Here is a 7,630-nt window from a genome sequence, read left to right as displayed (position 1 = left end):
CTGACCGTCTGCTGCCGGACGCGGTGCGCGCCTGGCAGTCCGGCAATACCCTCAGCGTCAGGCGGCCGGAAGCCAAGCGCCCGTGGCAGCACGTGCTCGAACCGCTCTCGGCCTATCTCGTGCTTGCCGAACGTCTGTGGAGCGATCCCGCGATTGGCGATGCCTTCAATTTCGGCCCGATCAGCCATGAAGCCGCACCGGTGCGCCAGGTGATCGAGATCGCCCGCAGCTCCTACGGCCGTGGCGATGTGGAATATGGCGACGGCACCGAAGGGCCGCACGAAGCGGGCTGGCTTGCCTTGGAAACGGCCAAGGCGCGGCATATGCTGGGCATCGAACCGCGCTGGTCGCTGGCGGAGGCTGTCGACCGGACGATGAGATGGTATCGTGCGCAGAATGACGGCGCCGACGCCCGCGCCCTTTGCGAAGCCGAAATCGACGAATACGAGGCACGCCCTTGAGCCGCTTCACCGTCACCGATCTGCCGCTTGCCGGCCTGAAGCTCGTCGAACGTCAAAATCTCGGTGATTCGCGCGGCTTCCTGTCGCGCATGTTCTGCGCAGACGAACTGGCGCCGGCGGGCTGGGCAAAGCCGATCGCCCAGATCAACCTGACGATGACTGCGCGGCAAGGCACCGTGCGCGGCATGCATTTCCAGCACCCTCCGCATGCCGAGATGAAATTGGTCAATTGCCTGCGCGGCGCGGTCTTCGACGTCGCGGTGGATCTCAGACAGGATTCTCCGACCTTCCTGAAATGGCATGCCCAGGAGCTTTCCTCCGAGAACCGCCGCTCGCTGCTGATCCCGGAAGGGTTTGCGCACGGTTTCCAGGCGCTGACCGACGACTGTGAGCTCGTTTATTTCCATTCGATGCCCTATGCGTCCAGTTCGGAAGGTGCGCTGAACGCGCAGGATCCTGCATTCGACATCAGTTGGCCGCTGGAGATCACCGAAATGTCGGATCGTGATCGCGGCCATTCCTTCCTGACATTACAATTCACGGGACTGACGCCATGAACTGCCGCCACTGCGGGACCGGACTCCGCTGCGATTTCCTGGACCTTGGCTTCGCGCCGCCGTCCAACGCCTATCTGACCGCCGAGGACCTCTCTAGGCCGGAAGTCTATTTTCCCTTGAGGCTACAGGTCTGCGAGGAATGCTGGCTGGTCCAGACCGAGGACTATGCCTCGGCCGAATCGCTCTTCAGTGCCGAATATGCGTATTTCTCCAGTGCCTCGACGAGCTGGCTCGCCCATGCAGCCCGTTATGTCGAGATGATCACCTCTCGTCTCGGCCTTAACAAGGACAGCATGGTCATCGAGGTCGCGTCGAACGACGGCTATCTGCTGAAGAACTTCGTCAAGGCTGGCATTCTCTGCCTCGGCGTCGAACCGACGGCAAGCACGGCGGAAGCCGCCGAAGCGCTTGGCATCCCGGTCCGACGGGAGTTCTTTGGAGAGGCACTCGGCAAGACGTTGACCGACGAGGGCAAGAGTGCTGATCTCATCCTCGGCAACAACGTCTACGCGCATGTGCCCGATATCAACGATTTCACGCGCGGTCTGAAGGCGGTGCTGAAGGCCGGCGGCACGGTGACGCTCGAATTTCCGCATGTGATGCGGCTCATCGAGCACAATCAGTTCGATACGGTCTATCACGAGCACTTCTCCTATCTCTCCCTCTTCACGGTCGGAAAGATCTTCGAAGCGGCGGGTTTACGCGTCTTCGACGTCGAGGAATTGCCGACCCATGGCGGCAGCCTGCGCGTCTACGGATGCCATGCGGGTGATTCGCGCCGGACGACGGAGGCGGTTACCGCACTTCTCGGCGAAGAGCAGCGCCGCGGTCTTCAGACAGCGGCCACTTATGCCGACTTCCAGGCCAAGGCCGAAAAGGTCAAGAACGACGCGCTCGCCTTCCTGCTGGACGCAAAGCGCGAGGGCAAGACGGTCGCAGCCTATGGCGCCGCAGCCAAGGGCAACACGCTTCTGAATTTTGCCGGCGTCAAACCGGACCTCCTCCCCTATGTCTGCGATGCCGCAGCGGCCAAGCAGAACAAGTTCATGCCCGGCAGCCATATCCCGATCCTGCACCCGGACGAGATCGTCGCGCGCCGGCCCGACTATGTGATGATCCTGCCCTGGAACATCGCGACCGAGGTCCGTCAGCAGCTGGCCTCGCTTGCCGATCAGGGCACCAGGTTCGTAACCGCCGTGCCGGAACTGAAGATCATATGACGCCACTCGTCCTGCTTACCGGGGGAACAGGTTTTGTCGGCCGGCAGGTGCTGCGGGCGCTGACCGAATCCGGTGCGCGCGTCCGGGTGATTTTACGCGAAGGAACAGCGGAAAGCCGGCTTGGCGATCTCTCCGCCGTCGAGAGCATCGTGCGGACGCCGGACCTGTTCCGCGAGCCGGTCGAGTGGTGGGCGAAGGCCCTAGACGGCGTCGATACGGTCGCACATGTCGCCTGGTACGCCGAACCCGGCAAATATTTGCAGTCACCAGAAAACATCGTCTGCCTCGAAGGCACGTTGCGGATGGCGCAGGGCGCGGCAATCGCCGGCGTCAAACGGTTCGTCGGCGTGGGCACGTGTTTCGAATATGACGTCTCGGTGGGCATGCTCGCCACCGACACGCCGTTGCGGCCGATCAGCCCCTATGCCGGCGCGAAAGCCGCGGTGTTTATGGCCCTGTCGCAATGGCTGCCGCTACACCGGATCAGCTTTGCCTGGTGCCGGCTCTTTTATCTTTTCGGCGAAGGTGAAGACGAGCGACGGCTGTTTCCCTACCTTCGCGCCCAGCTCGCCGCAGGCAAACCGGTGGATTTGACCAGCGGCAACCAGATCCGCGACTTCCTGGACGTTCGGGAAGCCGGAAGGCAGATCGCCGATATCGGACTTGGCGACAGAACGGGAGCAGCCAACATCTGTTCCGGAATTCCGGTGACCGTGCGGCAGATAGCCGAGCGGTTGGCCGACGAGTATGGTCGACGCGATCTCCTGCGATTCGGCGTCCGTCCCGACAATCTGGTGGATCCTCCCTGCGTTGTGGGATTAACGAGGTGATGACATGACGACGAAAGATACCCTGCTGCTTTACGAACAGCCGCAGTTGCCGACCTTCCAGAACCGCGTTTATCCCACGGCAGCGGAAGCCAAAGGCTGCGCCAAGGGCGATATCCGCCTGGTGCAGGACATGACGACGGGCCTCATCTACAACGATGCGTTCGACCCCAAGCTCATGGACTACGACGGCAATTACAATAACGAACAGGGCGTCAGCCGGCATTTCCACCAGCATCTGGAAATGGTGGCCGGTATCGTCGAGCGGACGATGGGCCGCGAGAACCTGGTGGAGGTTGGCTGCGGCAAGGGCCTCTTCCTCGAAATGCTGCTCGAAAAAGGCTTCGACCTCACCGGTTTCGATCCCACCTACGAGGGCACGAACCCGCGCGTGAAACGACACTATTTCGAGGCTGGCGTCGACGTCCAAGGCGAGGGGCTGATCCTTCGCCACGTGCTGGAGCATATCCAGAGCCCGTATGATTTCCTCGTCGAACTCTGCAAGGCGAACGGCGGCAAGGGCCGCATCTATATCGAAGTACCCTGCTTCGACTGGATCATGGAACATCGCGCCTGGTTCGACGTGTTCTACGAGCACGTCAATTATTTCCGCCTGTCCGATTTCCATCGGATCTTCGGCAATGTCATCGAAAGCGGTCGGGTTTTCGGCGGGCAGTACCTTTATGTGGTGGCCGAGCTGGACTCGTTGCGGCCGCCGGTGCGTGAAGAAACCGATCGCGTCGCGTTTCCCGCCGACTTCACCCGCACGCTGGGCGACCGAATTGCCGCGGGCGACAGTTCGGCGATCTGGGGCGGCGCGTCGAAGGGGGTGACCTTCTCGCTGTTGAAATCCCGTCAGGGGCAGCCGGTCGACATGGTCATCGACATCAATCCCGCCAAACAGGGCAAATTCCTGCCCGCAACCGGCCTGATGGTGCAATCGCCGGACCAGGCCCTGGCGAAACTTCCCCACGGTTCGACCATCTACGTCATGAACTCCAATTATCTCGAGGAAATTCGAATGCTGTCTCACAATGCCTATACCTATGTGGGGATCGACAATGAGTGATTTCACCAAGGAAGTTGAAGCCCGCGTCGCTGCCGTCCCTGGAAACAAGGAACTTACCGATAGCGCCGCGCAGTTCATGCGCACGTCGATCGCCTCGCAATATTCCTACAACTATTTCTGGCTCGGCCGACCGATCATCCAGTATCCGCAGGACATGGTAGCCATGCAGGAGCTGATCTGGACGGTAAAGCCCGACCTGATCATCGAGACCGGCATTGCCCATGGCGGCTCCCTCATCCTCAGCGCCTCGATGCTGGCGCTGCTGGAACTGTCCGAAGCGGCCGAAAAGGGCGAAGTCGTCGATCCGGCCAAGCCGAAGCGCAAGGTTCTCGGCATCGACATCGACATCCGCCCCCATAACAAGGCTGCGATCGAGGCCCACCCGATGGCATCGCGGATCGAAATGATCCAGGGCTCCAGCATCGCGCCCGAGATCATGGACCAGGTCCGCAAGGTCGCTGCCGGTTACTCTCGCATTCTGATCAGCCTCGACAGCAACCATACGCACGAGCACGTTCTCGAGGAACTCAAGCTCTATGCCCCGCTCACCAGCGTCGGCAGCTATTGCGTCGTGTTCGACACCGTCGTCGAGGACCTTCCGAAGGAACTGGCCGGCAATCGCCCCTGGGGACCAGGCGACAATCCGAAAACGGCCGTCTTCGAATATCTGAAGACGCATCCGGAATTCGAGATCGATAAGTCGATCGAGAACAAGCTGCTGATTACCGTCGCCCCGGATGGCTTCCTGAAGCGGGTCCGCTAAACGAAAGGACGCTCCTTCGGTAAACCGAAGGAGCAGTCACGATCGGACAGAGATCCGACCCAAACGAAAAAAGCGGCCGCTTACAGGCCGCTTTTTTCGTGATTTGTCGTTGAGACGACCGCTATTCGATTACGAAGGAGCGGAACATCACCTTGGCCACCTTGCCCTGCGAGCGAAGATCGACGCGTTCCTTGATGTCGTCCTTGAGATACTGGAAGCCTCGCGGACCCTCGATCTGCTGCAGCGAGACCGTGCGCATATAGGCGAGAATATCCTGGTGGATATTTTCCGCGAGCGTCAGTTCCGGCGGCCCCTTGAACGCAAGCGCCACTTCGAGCCTGATCCAGTTCTCGGACGGATAGGCGAGATTGGTGGTAATCGGTTCGAGGAGAATGACGCCATTGGCCTGGGTTGAGATATGGGGAAGGCCCTCTTCCTTTTTGCCGGCTTCGCCGTGTTCGCCGGCCGCAGGCTCGGCCTGATGCGCCTGCGCGTTCGGATCCTTCGGCGCGATCATGCCGCCGACGACCCAGCCGCCACCGGCGCCGATCACGGTCAAGATCGCGACGCCCGCAATGACCATGATGGTGCCGTTCTTCTTTTTCTTAGCGTCGGCCGCCTGTGCTTCATCCGCCATGATCTTCAAACTTTCACATCAAGAGACCTTCGCCCGGGTCCGTCAGAAGGGCGAGAACATATCGACGACCTGCTGACCGACCGGCGGCTGCTGGACTTCCGTCAAGCGGCCGCGACCACCGTAGGAGATGCGGGCTTCGGCGATCTTGTCATAGGAGATCATATTGGTGGAATCGACATCCTGCGGCCGGACGATACCGGCAACGTTCAGAATGCGGATTTCGTGGTTGACGCGCACTTCCTGTGAGCCACTGATCAGGAGATTGCCGTTTTCGAGAATACCGGTGACGACGGCAGCCACAAGCAGCTTCAGGCTTTCGGCACGCTTGGTCGTTCCCTTGCCCTGCGAATCCGTGTTCGAATCCGTGCCCAGATCGCCAGTCGTCCCCGCCTTGGGAGTCCAGCCGAACAGATTGCTCAAGTTGGCGCCCCAGGTCAGGCTGGTCGAATTCTTGCGGTTGCGTTCCGTCTCGTTGTCGAACGATGCCTTGTCATTGATCTTGATGTCGACGGTCAGGATGTCGCCGACGTTGAGGGCACGCGAATCCTTGAAAAGCGCGGCTTGGTTGTCGCTCCACAGCGAATAGCCGCTGGCCATCTGCCGCGGCTGCTTCGGATAGGACGACATCTGCGGCGCCTGCGCATATTGCAGGCCGCTGCCGATCGGGCTCATCGCCGGCGCATTGCCGATTTCCTTGATCGTCTGGCTGGAACAACCGGCCAGAAGGAGAACGGCGAGGATTGCGGGAATGCGTTTCGTCATGAGGGTACTTTCGGAACATTGGGAGCGCGTGCTTTCGACGTATGCGGGTCGGAAGCGCTAGAGATGATCGTCGAGATCATGCCGGCCTTATGCGGATCCATTTCCGCGAGGAAAAGGGCCGATTGACGGGCCGGAAGCTGCATGATGATCGCGGCCGCGACCTCCATGTTCATTTCTCCCAGCTGCGGCGCGGCCGCATCCGGTTTCATCGTCTTGAAGATGTCGACCAGGCCGGCCTGGGCGCGTGCCAGGAAGTCGTTGCGGCGCTTCAACCAGTCCTGGTATTCGGTGGTCCGATCCTGGAGGGCCTTGATGCGATCGTCGACGTCCGCCTGCAGTTTTTCAAGCTCCTGCTTCTGCAGGAGATAACGCTGGTCCCGCGCGGCATCGGCGATATTGGTGCAGAACTTCTGGATCTCGTCGCTGGTCGACGCTTCGGTGACCGGAGCCGGCTGCTGCGCTCCGACCTGAGAAACCAGCGTCAGGATAGCAGCGGCGGCAAGCACCCGACGCGCCAGCTTCTTCGATATGGAAATGGTGAACAGGGTCTCGGTCATTGCAGGACGAGCTCCGCTTGAAGGGCACCGGCGGACTTGATGCCTTGCAGGATGGCGATGATGCCGTCCGGCTTGACGCCGATGCTGTTGAGGCCGGCGACCAGGGTCCTGAGATCCGGACCGTTGAGGAGAGCGACCTGGCCGCCGTTCTTCATCGCCATGATGTCCGTCTGGGGCTGAACCGCCGTCTCGCCGCGCGAGAACGGTTCTGGCTGGATCACCTGCGGGGTCTCGGTAACCTGCACCGTGAGCGTACCGTAGCTGACCGCGACACGCGAGATCTTCACATCCGCACCGATGACGATCGTCCCGGTCCGTTCGTTGACGACAACCTTGGCCGGCGTGTCGGTTTCAACCACGAGATTTTCGATCTCGGCCATCAGCCGCGTCAGATCGGCGCTCTTCGGCTTCTCGATCACCACTTCCTGGCTATCGCGGGGCTCGGCGATCGGACCACCGTAACGGCGTGCCGCGAAACTGTTGACGATGTCCGAGACGCGCACCGCGGTCGAGAAATCCGGATTGCGGAGCTGCAGGACGAGGTTCACCGAATCCTTGAACTTGGACGGCAGCTCGCGCTCGATAATTGCACCGTTCGGCACCCGCGCCGCAGTCGTTACGCCTTCGGTCAGCGTCGCCGCCTGACCCTGGGCCGAAAAACCGGATACGACCAGCGCGCCCTGGGCCACGGCATAGATCTGGCCGTCAGCGCCGGAAAGCGAGGTCATCACCAGCGTGCCGCCGCGCAGCGAGGTCGCGTCGCCGAGCGAGCTGGTC

9 protein-coding genes and 1 pseudogene are annotated in these 7,630 nt (G+C 61.1%); 6 read left to right on the top strand and 4 right to left on the bottom strand.

What is annotated here, in order from left to right; all coding sequences use genetic code 11:
* From MOV61_RS26690 to MOV61_RS26665, 6 genes and pseudogenes are all read left to right on the top strand, one after another.
* Nucleotides 1–461: pseudogene (locus MOV61_RS26690) on the top strand (CDP-glucose 4,6-dehydratase); the annotation flags it as partial.
* Nucleotides 458–1,018 (top strand): dTDP-4-dehydrorhamnose 3,5-epimerase family protein, encoded by a 561-nt coding sequence (locus tag MOV61_RS26685; RefSeq protein WP_247138749.1) that lies wholly within the window; start codon nt 458–460, stop codon nt 1,016–1,018. The pseudogene MOV61_RS26690 and the gene MOV61_RS26685, both read left to right, overlap by 4 nt.
* Entirely contained in the window at nt 1,015–2,238 is a 1,224-nt protein-coding gene (locus MOV61_RS26680; protein WP_247138748.1) for a class I SAM-dependent methyltransferase, read from the top strand. Before MOV61_RS26685 ends, MOV61_RS26680 begins: the two co-directional genes overlap by 4 nt.
* On the top strand, nt 2,235–3,068 hold the full coding sequence (locus MOV61_RS26675) for an NAD(P)-dependent oxidoreductase (protein ID WP_038539749.1): 834 nt from the start codon (nt 2,235–2,237) through the stop codon (nt 3,066–3,068). Before MOV61_RS26680 ends, MOV61_RS26675 begins: the two co-directional genes overlap by 4 nt.
* 4 nt (nt 3,069–3,072) lie before the next feature.
* Nucleotides 3,073–4,134, top strand: a complete 1,062-nt coding sequence (locus tag MOV61_RS26670; RefSeq protein WP_247138746.1) for a class I SAM-dependent methyltransferase — start codon at nt 3,073–3,075, stop codon at nt 4,132–4,134.
* Entirely contained in the window at nt 4,127–4,897 is a 771-nt protein-coding gene (locus MOV61_RS26665) for a cephalosporin hydroxylase family protein (protein ID WP_247138745.1), read from the top strand. Before MOV61_RS26670 ends, MOV61_RS26665 begins: the two co-directional genes overlap by 8 nt.
* A gap of 121 nt (nt 4,898–5,018) precedes the next feature.
* On the opposite strand, the gene MOV61_RS26660 is transcribed toward MOV61_RS26665, so the two are convergent.
* The 4 genes from MOV61_RS26660 to MOV61_RS26645 all read right to left on the bottom strand — a co-directional run.
* Entirely contained in the window at nt 5,019–5,534 is a 516-nt protein-coding gene (locus MOV61_RS26660; protein WP_247138744.1) for a flagellar basal body-associated FliL family protein, read from the bottom strand.
* 42 nt (nt 5,535–5,576) lie between these two features.
* Nucleotides 5,577–6,296 carry a flagellar basal body L-ring protein FlgH gene (flgH, locus tag MOV61_RS26655; protein ID WP_038583651.1) on the bottom strand — a complete coding sequence of 240 codons (720 nt, stop codon included), beginning with the start codon at nt 6,294–6,296 and terminating at the stop codon, nt 5,577–5,579.
* On the bottom strand, nt 6,293–6,853 hold the full coding sequence (locus MOV61_RS26650) for a MotE family protein (RefSeq protein WP_247138743.1): 561 nt from the start codon (nt 6,851–6,853) through the stop codon (nt 6,293–6,295). The genes flgH and MOV61_RS26650 overlap by 4 nt, the downstream gene beginning before the upstream one ends.
* A partial coding sequence (locus MOV61_RS26645; protein WP_247138742.1) for a flagellar basal body P-ring protein FlgI occupies nt 6,850–7,630 on the bottom strand: 781 nt, incomplete at its 5' end. The genes MOV61_RS26645 and MOV61_RS26650, both read right to left, overlap by 4 nt.

Origin of the sequence: Neorhizobium sp. BETTINA12A (assembly GCF_023006485.1) — a bacterium.
Taxonomy (GTDB): Bacteria; Pseudomonadota; Alphaproteobacteria; order Rhizobiales; family Rhizobiaceae; genus Neorhizobium.
The sequence above is the reverse complement of the archived record's forward strand: the minus strand, read 5'-3'. Positions and strand labels throughout refer to the sequence as shown.